General features: G+C 40.9%; 13 protein-coding genes. 2 read left to right on the top strand and 11 right to left on the bottom strand.

All coding sequences use genetic code 11. The features are described from left to right. Nucleotides 1-51 precede the first annotated feature (51 nt). Nucleotides 52-1368 carry an alginate O-acetyltransferase AlgX-related protein gene (locus E5672_RS17050; RefSeq protein WP_136783347.1) on the bottom strand — a complete coding sequence of 439 codons (1317 nt, stop codon included), beginning with the start codon at nucleotides 1366-1368 and terminating at the stop codon, nucleotides 52-54. Nucleotides 1369-1496: 128 nt separating this feature from the next. Between E5672_RS17050 and E5672_RS17055 the strand changes: the two genes are divergently transcribed. After that, nucleotides 1497-2615, top strand: coding sequence for a glycosyltransferase family 2 protein (locus tag E5672_RS17055; RefSeq protein WP_136783348.1), 1119 nt, complete (start codon nucleotides 1497-1499; stop codon nucleotides 2613-2615). 228 nt (nucleotides 2616-2843) lie between these two features. Here E5672_RS17055 and E5672_RS17060 read toward each other — a convergent pair whose 3' ends face one another. The 7 genes from E5672_RS17060 to E5672_RS17090 form a co-directional block, all read right to left on the bottom strand. Then, nucleotides 2844-3815 (bottom strand): sulfotransferase family 2 domain-containing protein, encoded by a 972-nt coding sequence (locus E5672_RS17060; protein ID WP_136783349.1) that lies wholly within the window; start codon nucleotides 3813-3815, stop codon nucleotides 2844-2846. A 215-nt stretch (nucleotides 3816-4030) separates the two neighbouring features. Beyond that, nucleotides 4031-5797, bottom strand: coding sequence for a sulfatase-like hydrolase/transferase (locus E5672_RS17065; protein ID WP_136783350.1), 1767 nt, complete (start codon nucleotides 5795-5797; stop codon nucleotides 4031-4033). 110 nt (nucleotides 5798-5907) lie between these two features. Then, nucleotides 5908-7206, bottom strand: a complete 1299-nt coding sequence (locus E5672_RS17070; protein WP_110289335.1) for a glycosyltransferase family 2 protein — start codon at nucleotides 7204-7206, stop codon at nucleotides 5908-5910. Between the two features lie 45 nt (nucleotides 7207-7251). After that, nucleotides 7252-8214, bottom strand: coding sequence for a hypothetical protein (locus E5672_RS17075; protein ID WP_136783351.1), 963 nt, complete (start codon nucleotides 8212-8214; stop codon nucleotides 7252-7254). 22 nt (nucleotides 8215-8236) lie between these two features. Next, complete coding sequence (locus tag E5672_RS17080) at nucleotides 8237-10519, bottom strand: glycosyltransferase family 2 protein (RefSeq protein ID WP_136783352.1); 2283 nt, start codon at nucleotides 10517-10519, stop codon at nucleotides 8237-8239. 210 nt (nucleotides 10520-10729) lie between these two features. Continuing rightward, nucleotides 10730-12136, bottom strand: coding sequence for a mannose-1-phosphate guanylyltransferase/mannose-6-phosphate isomerase (locus E5672_RS17085; protein WP_136783353.1), 1407 nt, complete (start codon nucleotides 12134-12136; stop codon nucleotides 10730-10732). A 222-nt stretch (nucleotides 12137-12358) separates the two neighbouring features. After that, nucleotides 12359-13711: a flagellin N-terminal helical domain-containing protein gene (locus E5672_RS17090; protein WP_136783354.1), complete on the bottom strand. Its 1353-nt coding sequence runs from the start codon at nucleotides 13709-13711 to the stop codon at nucleotides 12359-12361. A 245-nt stretch (nucleotides 13712-13956) separates the two neighbouring features. Between E5672_RS17090 and E5672_RS17095 the strand changes: the two genes are divergently transcribed. Further along, nucleotides 13957-14325 carry a hypothetical protein gene (locus E5672_RS17095; protein WP_136783355.1) on the top strand — a complete coding sequence of 123 codons (369 nt, stop codon included), beginning with the start codon at nucleotides 13957-13959 and terminating at the stop codon, nucleotides 14323-14325. Between the two features lie 142 nt (nucleotides 14326-14467). Here E5672_RS17095 and rplQ read toward each other — a convergent pair whose 3' ends face one another. The 3 genes from rplQ to rpsD are packed head-to-tail and all read right to left on the bottom strand — an operon-like array spanning nucleotide 14468 to nucleotide 16540. After that, complete coding sequence (gene rplQ / locus E5672_RS17100) at nucleotides 14468-14869, bottom strand: 50S ribosomal protein L17 (protein ID WP_012519212.1); 402 nt, start codon at nucleotides 14867-14869, stop codon at nucleotides 14468-14470. A gap of 41 nt (nucleotides 14870-14910) precedes the next feature. Continuing rightward, a complete protein-coding gene (locus E5672_RS17105; protein WP_039226687.1) occupies nucleotides 14911-15900 on the bottom strand; it encodes a DNA-directed RNA polymerase subunit alpha in 990 nt (329 codons plus the stop codon). A 19-nt stretch (nucleotides 15901-15919) separates the two neighbouring features. After that, complete coding sequence (gene rpsD, locus E5672_RS17110) at nucleotides 15920-16540, bottom strand: 30S ribosomal protein S4 (RefSeq protein WP_012519214.1); 621 nt, start codon at nucleotides 16538-16540, stop codon at nucleotides 15920-15922. Nucleotides 16541-16558: the final 18 nt, after the last annotated feature.

Here is a 16558-nt window from a genome sequence, read left to right on the forward strand (position 1 = left end):
TCGTTAAAACCGCCTCTGGTTTACAGTACTAAATTGCAGATCTAGTTACTTTTAGCTTTTAGGTACTGTAGGTAAAAAGCGTTCTACTGTCTGACATATAACGTAATCAGGTTTTTCATCTTCAATAATGTTAGTCAGCATAGCCGAAGACCAGCAAAAAGTGGTTCGCTTGAAAACTCTAGAAAGCCACCAACTCAAGCCAAATTGAGATGTTCCCCTTTCCGAAACAGAATTTCCCATAATTACTATGCTTTTATCTATTGGCGCGCTTTCATTTATCCACTTTCTAAGTGCACCTGAATGTCCATTCGGAGGATCAAACTTCTCTACCAACTTGAGACTATCAGAACCATTAAACATTTTTTCACAATCACTTAGATGAAGTTCTTCGCAGAAAGCCTTTCCAATGACTAGCTTATTTCCCAAGTCTCCGCTTCTTCTTTTAAACTCGACTTCCCCAAGATCGATTTGATAATTCAATCCGAAATGAGTTAATACAAGTTGAGCTAAACTTGAAACCCCAACAAGAGATAAATGAGTGTCTGCTTTTTGATATGGATTATGGCCAGAGTGCTTATAAAGGTTTGAAAATAGGTCATAAACAGAGCTATAAAACACTTTCTCTTTAAGCTCTTCCTCAAGCACACGAAGATTTGCAGTTGGAGTAGTAACATCCAATGGATATTTGTCATGCAATATTGATTGTTTTTCAGGGACGATTAGCTGTAAAAAGCCAATGTTTTCAGCCGCTAAATACTTGCCCCTACTTTCAATTAGATTTAACCAATTACTTACTAACTTAGGGCTTTCGTCTTTACAATATTGAAGGTGAAGCTTATTACTGCCTTCAAAAAGAAATAGCTGACTATCTCGCCCAACGATTACATTAGAATCGAAAGTTACAGCGCCGACCTCTAAATCAAATTTGGAATATTCTTGGCCATTTGATTCGATAGGTTGCTTACTACCTCTTACCGAATGAATCATATTGACAAGCAACTTAGACTGATACTCTTCCCCAGTTTTATCAACGAAACTGCTTATCAAGTGCTCATAAATTCTTTCTTTAAGCTTAGCCCAAACACCTAACGCTTTGCTCTCGGATTCATAAGTAGCAGTCAAGAATGACTTATTTAATACCAACTCTAGAAGTTGATACTCGTCATTCAAGTGGAAATGAAAACCAAAATTATCCGTATCTGAAATGTCTGGCCTGTTTGAACGATGAACTTCTACGGTTTGGTCGCTGTACTTAAGAGTTGAACATGCCTTTTTATTTGCCTTATCGAAAAACGCCCAACCACCTACCATAATCCGACCATCAGAGAGAACTCTGAAGTTATCAATAGACCCTGAAACAACCGCCATAGTTAAGTCCTTTGTATGTAATTTACTGACAAAGCTAAAAGTCCGCTAAATTGGAAAGGTAGCCTTGATGCGGTATTATACTTAGACAACCTTAGATTACTACATCACGTTATTGATAAGAGATTGTTTTGACTATAGATACATTTAGTTTTTTACGAAACAAACAGGGCATCCATGACATTGGCATGACTGAGTTAAAGTTTTCGTACTTTGATATGGATTTTGACGCGAGTACTTACTCTAAAGAAGTATCTCAAAACTTTCTTAGTACGACAGAAGCTTATAAGCATTGGGTGAAAGAAGGAAGAAAACTTGGCGTCAACTTCTCAAAGAAAGGTACAAATACTCAATTAAAAATTGTTTTAAAAGCCAAAGATGAAACTGATTTAATTGATCATTGGATTCATCACCATGAATCAATTGTCGGTAAAGAGAATCTTGTTATTCTAGATTGCCAGTCTACTTCTCAGAGCTACTTAGATAAGCTTCACCACTATTCAAAAGATATCTTGGTCTTAAATTATAGAAAGTACTATGACAGTATCCACACGACCAAGAGTAATAAAAAATTTTATGAGTTTCTAAGCCAAGAAGCAAAGTACGTTACTGTACTAGACGCGGACGAATTTTTAGTTGGTAAAGAGAATGATGCGCTCTCCGGTAAATATGTTCAAAGTATATTAGAGCAATTTTCGGGTAAAGTTCTTCCGGCTACCTGGCTTGATGCCGTTTTACATCTACCCGATGGAGCAGACCACAGATTCGATAGTCAAATTAGTCTAGATATTAATTTTGGAAGAATTAAAAATAATACGGTAGCAGGCAAATCAATAGCTGCATCAAATTGCCTATTTGATATTGACCATCTAGGTCACAATCTACATGTGAAAAAGGTCAAGGATAATATTAATCCTAACGATTTTTTTAAGTTATTTGTTTTACATTGCAAGACAGATAGCGTGACACAGAATGCTAAACGCGCGGTGCACCATTTAGTTTCTCGCAATGCATTAAGTAATGGTGGTGAGGCTACTGAAGAAGTTCTAAAGAAAATAATCAATGATGATGATTTCTCGCCCACTACAAGACACTACGCTGGCGTTGCTCTAAAAATGTACGGCGAAAATCCAGTGCCTTTTGCCGAGTACGCTAGAAAAACTCACTTTTTAGGCCGTTTTGAAATAGAAGCCCCTGAACTGACTACAAAAACTAGTGAGTTCGATATCTCTGAACTTCCACTGAGTTAGTTTGTACTTAGTTATGGTATAAAAAAAATTGCGTTAGGTAAAAGCTTCTATAGCAAATTAATAAACTAAGTAAAAAGTAAGCTTGTTGTGTTATAAAACCTGCCTTTCAATTAGGTTATTCAGCGAAACAATGGTGTTCTCCCATTGTTTCGCTAAAGAAGAAAGGTTACTTTTTTTACTTGCAAATTATGAGGCTGTTTGTTGACCCTTTGAAAAAGTTGTTATCAATCAACGACCAATAGAATCACTCAGTAACAACTCACCTGAACTCTTAGCAAAAAAGTCGATCTGCTCTCCATTCTTAAGCTTTTTAGGGTAAGTAAAACTAAACCCAACAAAACCGTTTCGATGAATGTTTCGTTCATTAGCGGTACTTCTGTATTCACTGGCTGGTATTTCAGCAATTTTTTTCTTACCAACACGCACGTCAATAACTACAGGAGACTGACTGTTATAATCGGCAGCCCACCCCTTTATCATTTTGCCTTCATCACTTGCAGCCATGTTTGTCTTACCAAAGCGAATAAAAGGAGTATCAGATTCTATAGCCAGCTTTTGCCGTTCAAAACGTGTAAGTGCATATTCATAAAGTTTAAAATCTTCTTTATTGTGCTTTTTTATAAGCGCAATCTCTTCGTCTGATAATTCATAGCTTGAAGATTTTTTCTCTGTATTTTTATTGATATCCAATCCTTGAATATCAATGGAATACATCTTATTGATGAGTGCTAATGATTCATTGTAACGTTCTGTCAAACCTATAAAACCAATAGCGTCAGGCCACGTGCCTTGAAACGCTTTATATTGTACGTTTTTAAATCGCGGTTCATTTACGAATTCGGTGAACGAACGTTTATAACGGTGGTGGCGGGTAAAATGCTCGTAATGAGAACGAACCTGTTGAATAGGATCACGAACGAAGGTGATTGCATTCTTAGCCGGAATAAATGGCGCATATTTAGGATGATTAATATGCCCTGTAAGGAATTTAGCTTTTTCTACTATCTTCATTCCGGCTGCGTAGCGGTCACGCTTTTCATAATCTAACGTTCGTATGTCTGGGTTAGTCTCATTTGCTTTAGGCCCATAATCATAGAAGACATGCTCTTTACCGAAGTAGCGCTCGGCCGCTACGCGGAAACTAGAACCTGCAGTTTTAGATATATGAATAAAAAATAATGGGTAATTTGCTGCTTCCATTTTGTCCTATCTAATAGAAAATTTTCGGTGGGCATTGAAAGGTTTGTATTGGTTAATATTACCATTTGCAGGCTCACTGACAACCGCAATAAATGCATAACCCTGATGTACATCAGAGCTCTACAACTTAGTTAAATCTATAACACCATTTAAATAAAATGAGGCTTTAAAAAGCAATGTAAAACGCGATTCGAGTCTCCCACCAAGGTAAAGCGTTAAGGCGTTAAATAAAAGGACAACCACTCCCGCTCCTGAGAGTTAAGTGCGTTTTGTTGGGGCTGCCTATACATCTCTACATTCCAAGCCTCGTACAAACTTTTGAGTTCTTCTGCTTTGTCTGGCATGTCTGAAATTAAATTTCTGGAAACTGCCTCGTCTGAAGCCATATCAAATAAAAACTCGTGCTCTGCGCCCATTTTAAGGTACTTATAGTTTCCAAGACGTACTGCTGACTGATTCCAAAAACGCCAAAAAAGCGGGCGATTCATAAGAGCGCTCTTGTCAAAACCTTGAGTTGGAAAAATATCAACACCGTCGAGTTCTGATAAAACAGTTTCAGAAGCACCTGCACGTTTAATAGCAGAGTACAGCACATCTAAGCTAATAACAGGCTCATCTATAACGGTATTGCTTTGAAGCTTTTCGGGCCAATGGACGATAAAGGGCACTTTTATTCCCCCATCAGTCAACATACCTTTCTCACCCAGCAAAGGCGCATTCAATGAACCGTTCCAAGCCTCTTTTTCTGTTATGGGAGCATCAGTAAAGTCGAGTCCTATTGGAGCACCATTGTCACTGATAAAAGCGATAATAGTGTTTTCCAGTATTCCATATTCTTCAAGCTTAGATACTATGCTGCCTACACCTGCATCTACTGCGTACATCATTGCCAACGCGTATCTACGCCGATTAGATGACTGCTCAGGGAACAGTGATAAGTAATCTTCCGTTGCCTCTAAAGGTACATGTGGTGCGTAATGAGCAACATGAAGATAAAACGGCTCATCGTGGTTTATATCTATAAATTGCGTCGCTGCGTCTGAAACAACATCTAACCTGTAGTCAGAATTACTTATCCAGCCCAACTGGGTTTGATTGCCCTTAAGGTCATAGTTAGCCCAGTAACGGTTTGCGTAACCGAAATAGTTGTATTTATAACCTTTTGATGACGGGTAATATCGCTCCTTTAGCGATGAAGATAACCTTCCTGGGTTAAACTCACTTATGGGTGTATCAGGGAAGTTTTCTTTAAACCATGGCTTTGAATTTTGATCTATTTCAAGGTGCCACTTGCCAACCATTCCTGTTGTATAACCAAGGTCAGAATAACGGTCTCCCATGGTGACCACATTTTCAGGTATTGGTGTATATCGGTTGTCATCTACTCCAAATCGTTGTTGATAAACACCAGTAACCATTCCCGCTCGCGAGGGTGTGCACTGAGGGGCAGTTATGTAGCCGTTAGAAAATAGCACCCCATTGGCCGCTAGCTTGTCTATATTAGGCGTGTTGATGTCGTTAACAATGTTATGGGCACCGATATCAGCATATCCTTGGTCGTCAGTGAAAATGACAATTAGATTTGGCTTGGAAGGAAGTATTAAAGACTGCGCGCTGACATTAAATTTCGTTCCGGCTTCATTTACTAGGTTTGCTGTAATACTAAATGATGTGCGCTTACGTACTTGGGGTGCAATAAAACTGAACTTGCCTTCACTGGTATTCACTATATTTAGCGAAGCTTCCAATGATGTACTCCACGACTCTACAGTAACCTTTTGCGGATTGCTGTTATTAGAGGCGTTTACAGTTAAGATGATTGTGTCATCAGAAACAATCTCTTGTGGTAAAGTTATTGAATAAGAGCGACTTAATTGCTCCTGTTCAGACACCGTTGGTGGGGACGATTGGGAGTCGCCGCCACATGAAACTACACATAATAAAACTAAAAAAAACAAGCCACGCAACGTTACAGCATCCATACTTTAATTCCAAATTCGGCGTATAACACCTCACCAGTATTCTTGTATTATTGATTGGCGAATTATCTAGCGTCAATAATAAAAATAGTAGTTACAAATAATTCGCTGTTTTATTGATCTTTAATAGATTCTATTTCTTCAAGAAACTCATTTTCTTCATCAGTATTTACCCAAGGTTCACGCTTGTGAGCATCTTTGCTTATTTTTTTCTTCAGCGCTCTGTTTTTTTCTAACTGCTCGGGATTTTTGAAAGTTGGTGCGTCATCAGAATTTAAGCCAGTGTTGATTGCAGGGTACACCCAGTGTTTTTCCGTGCTGCCGTTGTACCCCTGCCGGATGAACCTCTCAGTCCACTCGACATGTCCGGCACCATAGCCACTAAACCTTGGATCCAAGTAACCTATATTATCCATTGCATCCTTGCTACAAGCTGTGCATTGCCCTGTTACCAACCTGCAAAGATACGGTAAAGTACTCGATCCAGTACCAGAAACCACTGCATCTTCTTTTTTGATTATTCGCTTATGCGCATAATTAATGTGACCCCATAAAAGCGCAGCAATCACCCACTCTTTTTGCCAGTTTTCTTTATTCGGCCGACAGTCGTCCTCTAGCAAAATTAAAACATCAACTTTTTTGACTTCGTTGAGATAATACAAAGCCCTGTTTTTGTTTCGAACAACGCCTTTATTCGCACAATAAGTATGAGGTACGTTATTCTGTTTACACCACTCTACTGTATCGTCTTTACTGCCGTCGTCAGCAACAACAAGTTGATAATCACCTGTTGTGAAGGCTTTGATGGCTTCGACAGTTTTTGCTAAATGGTCTTTTCTATTGTATGTGATAACCCCAATGCCTACATTTAAAGTAGCTATGTATTCATCTGCTATCGAATTAAAAAGGTTAGAGATTATAGGACCATTAGGCCGAATCATCTTGGCCCTTGCAATCAAATAAAAGCTCGTACTTTTGCTAACCTTTCTAAAAAGTATCGCTAAATCTCTAAAAACCTCAGGAGAGAGGTCTTCATTCATTATGAATTGACTAACTGGGAAGTCTGCATGATTCAGTATAAAAGTAACTAATGTGGTTATATCTGTAGAAGGCAAACTATTCGCAATTAACGCCTTGGCAGCATCTAGCGAAACTCTTACTTCTCTGTCGCTATTTAATTCATTACTTTTAAAGCCAATAAGCTTCTCTAACTTTTTATTTCCCTTTTCTATTTCCCGTTGGGCAAAGGCTAATTCTATATTTGTTAAGCAAAACCTGTTCGTTTTTACAAGGCTCTGAGGCTGGTTCTGGCCAGTTACCTTATTACGTATGGCTTTAACGTAACGCTGCACTTGTTGCTTAGTTGCAACGGCCCGATTTTGAAGGTGTTTTTGCTGTAATTTCTTTTTCATTTTGAGACTATTTCAATAGGCCTAACAGTTTCGGAAGTTTGCTTTTTAGCTAACAACATCTTCAAAAATCACTATCTGCGTTTGCTTTTCTACAACTTTAACTGCCTGGCCTTCTCTAAAAGTATCTGGATATTTGTAAGACTTCCCTATATACCCTTCGCGATGAATATTTCTCTCTGAGGCCAGAGCCCGATAGTCAGATAACTTGACATGTTCGACAACTTGGCCGTCGACTATGATATCGGCTTCTAATGCTTCTTCTTGCTCGTAGCAACACGCCCATATGTTAAGTTGCTTCCCTTTATCTTTCGGCAAAATATTCATCTGTCCAAATCGAACTAAAGGAAGTTCTTTTTCTAAAAGTTCTTTGTGTAGCTCAAATCGAATTAGCGCATAATCGTAAAGCGCATAGTCTTTCGCGTTCATTTTTTTGATAAGTGAAGTTTCACGTTCTGTGAAAGTATAAGTACCGGATGCTTTGGCTGTGTTTTTGTTTATATCTAGTACTTTAATATCAGTTCCATAGTATTTATTAAACAGGGCTATAGACTCATTATAGCGCTCTGTAATACCAATAAATCCGATAGCATCAGTCCAAATGCCATTTAATGCTTTAGACTGCATATTGGCAAAGCGGTTTTCCTTTATAAAGTCTTCGAAACTACCATTATAACCATGAAGTCTTGAAAAATGCTCATAGTGTGAACGAACTTGCTGAGCAGGATCACGGACAAATGTTACTACGCTCTTTGCAGGAAAAAAGGGAGCGTATTTGGGGTAAATGACATGTCCTGACAAAAATTTTGCATTTTTCTTTATACTCTTTGCCGCCAGATACCTATCTTTAGACTCGTATTCGAACTTTAAAATATCAGGATGAGTTTCTTTTGAACCATTACCGTAGTCAAAATAAGTAGCTTCCGAACCAAAATATTGTTCCGCCGCCACACGAAAGCTCGAACCAGCGGTTTTAGGGATATGGATAAAAAATAGAGGAAAGTTGTTCATAATACTTCTAGTTGTTCAGCGACTAACGCAGCGAAAAGTTTTCATGTGTGTTGGATAGATTAGGGTTATAAGCTGTGTCATTACACAATAGCTTTTTCCACTTTTCTTTCATGTACTCACTTTCTTTGTTAAATCGCGCCACCTTCTCCGGCGTATCTTCTTCACCGCGACTTATTGATTCATGATGATAAAGCTCGGCCCATGGTGTGAATAAGTTTCGGTAACCTGCGGTATGAACTTTTAAGCAAAAATCCACATCATTAAAGGCCACTGTTAAGTCTTGCTCGTTTAATCCGCCAACTTCTTCAAACACAGACTTACGGACTAGTAAGCATGCTGCTGTAACTGCAGACATATTTTGGACAAGATGAAGGCGCGTAAAATAACCAGGCTCGCTCTTATGAAAGTACTTGTGAGAGTGACCGGCAACCCCACCAATGCCAAGTATTACACCAGCGTGTTGAATAGTGTCATTAGGATAGTAAAGCTTCGCACCTACACAGCCGATTTCAGGCCTTAAGGCATGAGAAACCATTTCTGATAGCCATTCTTTGTTTATAACTTCAATATCGTTGTTAACTAAACCAACTACTTCACCTTTGGCTTGCGAAACTGCAAAGTTATTAATCGCAGAATAGTTAAACGGCTTGTCCCATTTCAAGACTCTGAAATTAGTTTTGGTACTAGTGTACTCACTGAAGAGGCCCAATGTTTTGTTACAGGTCGTTTGGTTATCTACAACAATAATTTCGAAGTTCTTGTATGACGTCTTGTCGTAAATAGACTCTAGACACTGCTTTAAAATGTCATAACCATCCCTTGTAGGAATGACCAAGCTAACGAGTGGTTGCTCATCTGGCAGCGCCCAATTAACTTTATACGTATTTGGGTACTTACCTTTCTCGACTGAAGCATTCTGGCCTGATTGGTCAAGAAAGTCCTTTATAGCTTTAATGCCCGCATCGGTCGTATAAGACTTAGCTGAAGCATTCGAGGCTGTTGAGTTCTCAATAACACGCCAGTGGTAAAGAATGAAAGGTAAATGTACAACTTCATCATCATTAAGGCCGGCAGTCGCTCGCAATAGTAAATCGTGATCTTGCGAACCTTCCACACCAACCCTAAATCCACCTATCTTTTTAAGCACACTTGTTTTGTACACTACCGGGTGACATATGTAGTTTTGGCTTAATAGTAAATCAGGGTTCCAACCAGATTTAAAGTGCGGCTGATGGCGATTGCCCTGTTCATCTATTTTATCTTCGTCCCCATAAAGTACTTTCGCCTTTGTGTTATCTGTTATAGCTTTGGCAAAGAAGGATAGCGTGTGAGCAGGCAACGTATCGTCATGGTCAAGCAGTAAAACGTAATCGTTAGTTACCATGTTCAAAGCGGCGTTACTTGCTTTGGATATATGTCCGTTTTCGCTCAGCAAGTTCAGTTTTATATTGGCGTGCTTTTGTGCGTATGATTTTAATGTATTGATAGTTTCGGCGTTGGTCGACGCATCGTCGGCAATACATAGTTCCCAATTTTTGTGAGTTTGCTGCAAAACAGAATCGATACACTCTTTTAAATAAATAGGGTCAGTATTGTAAGTAGGAAGGATAATAGAAAATTTCACTTCAGATTGCGCTTGAGTGAAAGTTTGCTTCATTTTCTCTAATGCACGCGCCTCGTCGAACTCTACCCAGAACGGATAGCTTTTTTCCATAGCGCCGGTGGAAAATGTTTTATTATACTCTTCGTATACTGTCTCTATTAACTTTCCGCCGTTTAGCTTAACGTTAGTATCAAGGTATTCTTCCACATTATCCAAGTGGCTGAGCAGCTTATACAATCGCTGTTTCATATGTCGCATCGCAATGAAAGAGGGCACCTTCGAAATCATGAAAGTATTCATGGTGAACTCGGTTTCCGCTTCACAGGGGTCAAAGCGAAGCATGCTATTGTTACTTTCAAGATAGAAAAGGCGGTTCACGTATTTGGTGCTGTGCCAAGGTACGTCAACGGTGGCTAGCTCGCCTTTCTGTAAGTTGGAGTACAGCTTTCCAATATGCGACTGATGGTTTGCTTCAGTGATTTTTACACGAAGAAGATACCAGCCTTTTGAAAAGTTTCGTGAAGGTATTCGGCGAGCAGGATGAATAATAAACTGTGGGTCATCACCGGTTGTCACCCAGCTTGAGCCATTACTTTCAGACGTGGTTTCAGTCAACTGGTGGTGAGGGACAATGATTAACTTTTTGGCTAGCCGATATGCTAATCGTTTGAGATTAGATGGCTTTAGTACTTTTGATAACAAAATGCGTAAACACCCTATTCCTATGCAATGCTAAACTGCTTTCCTTAATATTGCATGGTTCAGCTACTGAGCATGCAAACCAGCTATTACCGCTAATAATAACCTATTTCAAATAGTGGCAACATAGGATATTCGTCATTTTAACTTTTAGAGAGTGCCCTGGATAAGAAAAAAGCACCTTACGGTGCTTTTTCAAAGTCTTATTCTGAATTATTTTGCAACGCGCCCATATCTATCAGAAAAACGCACAATATCGTCTTCTCCAAGATATGCACCCGACTGAACTTCAATAAGCTCTAGAGGGATCTTTCCAGGGTTTTCTAACGCATGAACTGCACCAATGGGAATGTAAACCGATTCATTTTCGGTAACTAGCTGTGTTTCTTCATTGATGGTTACGTTTGCACTGCCCGATACTACAATCCAGTGTTCGGCGCGATGATGATGCATTTGAACAGATAGTTTTTCACCAGGCTTAACGGTAATGCGTTTTACCTGGAAACGGGCGCCGCTGTCGATAGAGTCGTAGCTTCCCCATGGACGGAATACTTCACGATGGAATTCAAACTCGGGACGACGTTCTGCTTTTAGCTTATTCACTACGGCTTTAATGCTTTGTGCATCATCTTTGTGAGCCACCATAACGGCATCTTTCGTTTCTACTACGATAACGTCTTCTAAACCAATTACAGAAACCAAACGCTGCTCAGCATTCACATAACTGTTCTTTGTGTTTTCTAGGATAGTATCGCCTACAGTAGCGTTGCCGTTTTCGTCTTTCTCTGCAGTTTCCCACAATGAAGACCAGCTGCCCACGTCACTCCAACCTGCATCCAAAGGAACCATAGCTGCGCTATCCGTCTTTTCCATTACCGCATAGTCAATTGAATCGTCGGGGCATGTCGCAAAAATGTCGTGATCTACACGAATGAAATCTAAATCTGGTGTTTCTGTGTCAATAGCACGCTTACACACCTCTAACATCTCAGGATTATACTTTTCTAACTCTTCTAGATAACGGCTTGCTTTGAACATAAACATGCCGCTATTCCAATAGTAACTGCCAGAATCTACATATTCTTTTGCAGTCTCTAATGCGGGCTTTTCTACAAACTCAGCCACTTCGAAACCTTCGCCCGTTTGCTCACCCGCCTTAATATATCCATATCCTGTGTGTGGCTGGTCTGGCACAATACCAAAGGTAACAAGTTTACCCTGGTCTGCTAGCTTTTCAGCTTTAGCAATAGCATTGTGAAACGCTTGATTGTCTTTTATAAGATGGTCTGCCGCTAGTACAAGAAGCACTGGATCTTCACCATTAATGGTAGCATGCAATGCTGCTAACGCGATTGCCGGTGCTGTATTGCGACCAACAGGCTCTAGAAGAATGCCGCCATGCTGAATGTCTTTTTGACGAAGCTGCTCAGCTACAAGAAATCTATGTGCGTCATTACAAATAAAAATAGGGTTTTGTGCTGGCGTACCTTTTAAGCGTGTGATCGTGTCTTGCAGCATGGTGTTGTCTGAGGTAAGCGACAAAAACTGCTTTGGAAGCGCTGCACGCGATTTCGGCCATAAGCGACTACCTGAGCCGCCAGCTAATACTACTGGTTTCATTTGTAATATCCTTGATGTGTGAGTTCTGTGCCCACGTCCTGTTATTAATATATTCGCTGGTTAGTATACAAAGGTTTGTATTACGATTAAATGGCAAAGTTGTATTGAGCTACAGTTGAAACAATAGTGGCTTAAAGCATGGTTATTTAGGTTTATGGCACATAGATTAAGATAGTCTCAATTCAAGTGTTGGAGCCAGAGTCAAGACACAGAACTCATTTTTCATGCACTTTGATTAACTGTGTCATTCAACAACCCCAAAACCTGCTCATCGCTAGACTTAGCCTGGGCACGAACAGATATACTCGCCTGTTCAACTATTTGTGCTTGAGTAAGTAGTGCTGTCTCTGACGCGAAGTCTGCGTCCGTTATTTGTGAGTGGGCGCGGCTTATATTTTCGAAGCCTATCGCGTTGTTTCTAATGGCTGATGCCATTTGATTAATTTTCGCGCCGTAAAATGCTCGGCTTTCGCTTACGGACTGTAAAGCGCTATCTATTCGCTCGAGTGCGCTTTCTGCATCGCTTTCATTCTGTAGCGACGTGCCATCTAAACCGAGGTCAGTCAGCGTCGCAGGTGTTTTAGTGAGTTCAATGAAATCGGTGCCAACACCGAGTTGGTTTGTCGCGGTAATGTCTACCGGGCCCAGTGTGAAGGTTGGTCCGCCTTCGTTTCCAAGCGACGTCCACGACGCAGTTACATTGAAGGCACCAGAGCCAATAACCGAAATGATTAACGGCTGAGCATTACTAGCGATAGTAAGGGTTTCATTAAGGTTACCACTTGCGTTTTGATCTCCGGTGAATGAGATACTATTTCCATCTATCGTTGCTGAACCTATGGTTAGCAAATTGCTGTCATCATAGCTCGCTGTTGGCTCATACCCATTGGTTGGTAAAAAGAACGTACTTTCAATGGAAGTACTATTTGAAATGCCGTTACTATTCCATGTGCCAGCAGACAAAGGGGTGCCTGCTAAGTGTTTACCGTCTACAGTAAACACTTGAATATCGTCATTAGCACCATTGTCGTTTAAGTTAATCTGTATGTTCGTAGAGCCTGCGGGAATATAAGCGATAGAGCGCAATCCGCTGGTCATACTTTGATTTACGCCGTTTGTAAATGTATCGCTTATAGATGGAACGTTAGCTGAAAGCAGATCGCTATCATCCACTAGCGGTAAACGATTAAATGCATCGGTATTGTAGGCAATGCCATTTAGTGCGTTTTTTAGTTGCTGGAATTCCTTATCTAATGCGGCACGGTCACTTACACTATTAATTCCGTTTTGCGACTGTATTGCCAGCTGCCGCATTCGTTGCAGTATAGCGGCAGATTCTTGCAGCCCACCCTCTGCAATTTGTGCATAGCTTATGCCGTCATTCAAGTTACGGTTCAGTTGCGTGTAGGCTCTTTTCTCTGAGGCAAGCCTATTGGAGATCTGAAGACCAGCACTGTCGTCAGCAGCGCTGTTTATTCTTAGACCTGAACTTAAACGCTCTAAACGCGTTGATAGCGCAGTATTTTGTAAAGTTGAAAGACCTAAAGATTGGTAATTTCCTGTAACCGATAGCACGCTAGTTCCTTTTACGCTTTCATTTTAGTTAAATTAAGTTGGCATAGTTAATACATATGTTTCAGCAATATGCACGCCAATAAAACTCATGCACGATTAGAACGATAACCTAACTTTATTCTAAATAGCTGTCGGCACTTACCTAAAACAGCCCTCTCACCCCTAGACTTTAAATATAGATTCGGTAATGTGACATAGCCGTACAAATTTAATACAACCTAATTAATACTATGGAGACTCACCTTATGGTGAATAAGAAGGGAATTATTCTGGCCCTAGCTTTAACTGGATATTCGATTTGTGTTTTTGCTGATAGCGCGGCGTTAAACAATGCGGCCACTAAATTATGTGATAAGAGTAAAATGTGTGTTGGGCAAGAGATGAGTGCTAATGACGAGTTTCCACCTGAAATGAAAGCCATGATGTTGAATATGGTAGAAGAGATATGTGGCCAATATATGAGCATTGCTGATTTAGGCGACGAGCATGAACTTATTGAGCCCGCCACTGAATGCCTTAATTCAATGGCCAATCAAGGCTGCGATGCATTACTAAACTCTGATGAGGAAACAGCGGCTTGTAAGCGCTATTCAGAACTGGCCGAGAACTATTAGAACAGAGTAATAGTTAAATGGTCTTTTTAGTCTTAGTGTACGTGCCTGGGCCCAAACGCAACGTTTCCGAAGCCATTAGTCATGCACAAAAAAAAAGGGGCCTGAATTTTCACTCAGGCCCCTTTTTCTAATCGAGTATTAATTACTCTTCAGTTGCTTCTACTGCTTCTTCTTCAGCTTCTACAACTGGACGGTCAACTAGCTCAACATATGCCATTGGGGCATTGTCGCCAGCACGGAAACCGCATTTAAGAATGCGAGTGTAGCCGCCTGGACGAGCTTCGTAACGAGGACCAAGCTCGTTGAATAGTTTACCTACAACCTCTTTGTCACCAGTGCGGGCGAAAGCTAGACGGCGGTTTGCAACGCTGTCTTCTTTAGCCATAGTGATTAGAGGCTCGATTACGCGACGTAATTCTTTCGCTTTTGGTAACGTAGTTTTGATCACTTCGTGCTTGACCAAAGAACCGGCCATGTTTTTGAACATAGCTTGACGATGGCTGCTGTTGCGATTCAACTGACGACCACTCTTACGATGGCGCATAGTTTTATCCTTCTCTACAAATCAGTTTGATAAAAACCTGATTAATCTTTTTCAGCGATGCTCTCTGGCGGCCAGTTTTCTAGGCGCATACCTAGAGAAAGACCACGAGATGCTAGAACATCTTTGATTTCAGTTAGCGATTTCTTACCAAGGTTTGGCGTTTTAAGTAGCTCAACCTCAGTGCGCTGTACCAGGTCACCAATGTACTGGATAGCTTCTGCTTTCAAACAGTTTGCAGAACGTACTGTCAGCTCTAGGTCATCTACTGGACGAAGCAGAATCGGATCGAATTCTGGCTTCTCTTCTTTCGCTTCTGGCTCAGACACATCACGTAGGTCTACGAATGCATCTAGCTGTTCAGCTAGGATAGTAGCAGAACGGCGGATCGCTTCTTCAGGATCCAAAGTACCGTTCGTCTCCATGTCGATGATTAGTTTGTCTAGGTCTGTGCGTTGTTCAACACGAGCAGACTCTACACTGTAAGCAATACGTTCAACTGGGCTGTATGAAGCGTCTACTAACAAACGACCAATTGGACGATCATCTTCTTCAGAGGAGCGACGGGTAGAAGCTGGTACATAACCGCGACCCATTTCTACTTTAATGCGCATGCTGATTTCAGCTTCGCCAGTTAAAGTACAAATAACGTGGTCAGGGTTTGTAATTTCTACGTCGCCATCATGCTGAATATCACCAGCAACAACAGGGCCAGCGCCAGATTTCACTAGAGTTAGGGTTGCCTCAGTTTTACCTTCAAGGCGAACCGCTAAACCTTTAAGATTTAGCAAGATTTCAATTACGTCTTCCTGAACACCTTCTTTGGTGCTGTACTCGTGAAGAACGCCGTCAATTTCTACCTCGGTAACTGCACATCCTGGCATAGATGACAGTAAAATACGACGTAGGGCGTTACCTAGAGTATGGCCAAAGCCGCGCTCTAGTGGTTCCAAAGTTACTTTGGCACGAGTAGGAGAAACGTTTTCGATCTCAACTAATCTCGGTTTTAGGAATTCAGTCACAGAACCCACAATGCTTCCTCTTTAGTTAGCTTTACTTAGAGTAAAGTTCGACGATCAACTGTTCGTTAATTTCCGCAGACAGGTCAGTTCTTTCAGGAACGCGCTTGAAAGTGCCTTCCATTTTGCTGCTGTCTACTTCAATCCAGGTTGGCTTCTCACGTTGGTCAGCCAGTTCCAAAGCAGCAACGATACGCGCTTGCTTCTTAGCCTTTTCACGAACAGAAACCACGTCTTCGGCAGAAACGTTAAACGATGGGATGTTCACAACTTGACCATTTACCATGATCGCCTTGTGGCTAACTAGCTGACGTGCTTCTGCACGAGTGCTAGCGAAACCCATACGGTAAACTACGTTATCAAGACGCTGTTCTAAAAGCTGTAGCAAGTTTTCACCTGTGTTGCCTTTTAGACGTGCAGCTTCTTTATAGTAGTTGCGGAATTGCTTTTCCAGAACGCCGTACATACGACGAACTTTTTGTTTTTCACGCAGCTGAACACCGTAGTCAGACAGACGGCCACGACGGGCACCGTGCTGACCAGGCGCTGTATCGATTTTACATTTAGAATCGATTGCGCGAACGCCGCTTTTTAGGAACAGGTCTGTTCCTTCGCGACGGCTAAGTTTGAGTTTTGGACCCAAATATCTTGCCATGATCTTTCTCCAACTGTC

Origin of the sequence: Alteromonas portus, assembly GCF_005117025.1 — a bacterium.
GTDB classification, from domain to species: domain Bacteria; phylum Pseudomonadota; class Gammaproteobacteria; order Enterobacterales; family Alteromonadaceae; genus Alteromonas; species Alteromonas portus.

What these genes read in the sequence shown, in the direction of transcription:
- rplQ (WP_012519212.1), bottom strand. Translation starts at nt 14,869, where the DNA reads ATGCGCCATCGTAAGAGTGGTCGTCAGTTGAATCGCAACAGCAGCCAT.
- rpsD (WP_012519214.1), bottom strand. Translation starts at nt 16,540, where the DNA reads ATGGCAAGATATTTGGGTCCAAAACTCAAACTTAGCCGTCGCGAAGGA.
- E5672_RS17070 (WP_110289335.1), bottom strand. Translation starts at nt 7,206, where the DNA reads ATGAAAAAGAAATTACAGCAAAAACACCTTCAAAATCGGGCCGTTGCA.
- E5672_RS17085 (WP_136783353.1), bottom strand. Translation starts at nt 12,136, where the DNA reads ATGAAACCAGTAGTATTAGCTGGCGGCTCAGGTAGTCGCTTATGGCCG.
- E5672_RS17065 (WP_136783350.1), bottom strand. Translation starts at nt 5,797, where the DNA reads ATGGATGCTGTAACGTTGCGTGGCTTGTTTTTTTTAGTTTTATTATGT.
- E5672_RS17075 (WP_136783351.1), bottom strand. Translation starts at nt 8,214, where the DNA reads ATGAACAACTTTCCTCTATTTTTTATCCATATCCCTAAAACCGCTGGT.
- E5672_RS17095 (WP_136783355.1), top strand. Translation starts at nt 13,957, where the DNA reads ATGGTGAATAAGAAGGGAATTATTCTGGCCCTAGCTTTAACTGGATAT.
- E5672_RS17060 (WP_136783349.1), bottom strand. Translation starts at nt 3,815, where the DNA reads ATGGAAGCAGCAAATTACCCATTATTTTTTATTCATATATCTAAAACT.
- E5672_RS17050 (WP_136783347.1), bottom strand. Translation starts at nt 1,368, where the DNA reads ATGGCGGTTGTTTCAGGGTCTATTGATAACTTCAGAGTTCTCTCTGAT.